The organism is Pseudoalteromonas sp. NBT06-2 (assembly GCF_002276045.1).
GTDB lineage: Bacteria > Pseudomonadota > Gammaproteobacteria > Enterobacterales > Alteromonadaceae > Pseudoalteromonas.
The window spans coordinates 1-687 of the sequence record NZ_NQMR01000251.1 but is presented as its reverse complement, the minus strand read 5'-3'; the positions used below and the strand labels follow the sequence as shown (position 1 = coordinate 687).

2 pseudogenes are annotated in these 687 nt (G+C 35.8%); both read right to left on the bottom strand.

The window, feature by feature from the left end:
* Positions 1 to 30: 30 nt before the first annotated feature.
* Positions 31 to 420, bottom strand: a pseudogene (locus CJF42_RS24840) (hypothetical protein); the annotation flags it as partial.
* A pseudogene (locus CJF42_RS24835) lies at positions 393 to 687 on the bottom strand (hypothetical protein); the annotation flags it as partial. The pseudogenes CJF42_RS24835 and CJF42_RS24840, both read right to left, overlap by 28 nt.

The window sequence follows — 687 nt, the reverse complement described above, 5'->3', positions numbered from 1 at the left end:
ACTGCCTTTAAATTTACTTGATTGGTTTTATTGCATGGTGACATCTATGCTTTTGGCATTGGATACCAAGGTTTGCCAAGGGAGAATTGAAGTAATAACAGGTAAAGAATTTAGGCCATCAATGTATTGTATTAAACATTGCATACCTGGTACCGGCTCATTATAAAAACCAGATTCATTACCTTGGTTTGTTGCTAAGGTGACTTGTTCAAATACAGGAACTGTTAAAGCCTCACCCGTTAACGGATTTAATAATTGAATATCTGCGGCTTTAAGTGGTTTAAATGCACTACTTACTAAAGCGTTTGATTTTGGTAAATCATACACTTTTTCAATACGTGCTAATTGGGGTAAATGTTTGCGTTGGCCTAGTTCTGGAAAGTATCTTAAAACTAAACGTCTAATAGCGTTTTTGACCATCTTAATACCTGCTTATTGCCTGTTAATGTGACTTCTGTAATGTAACGACCATTTAATTTTATGCCTGGTCTTAATTTTGGTACTGCGATTATTTCACCTCTATTGGTACTTAATACTTTGATTGGGTGTTCTTCAAAATTAGTGATTTGTGCTTGTGGCCATTTTGAATCGTGCCAGCTGCCTACATATATTTTACCATCGGGGCGTTGTTGAAATATAAAATCAGTGATACCCCATACTTTACCGATTTGACGCAAAGCACTTATA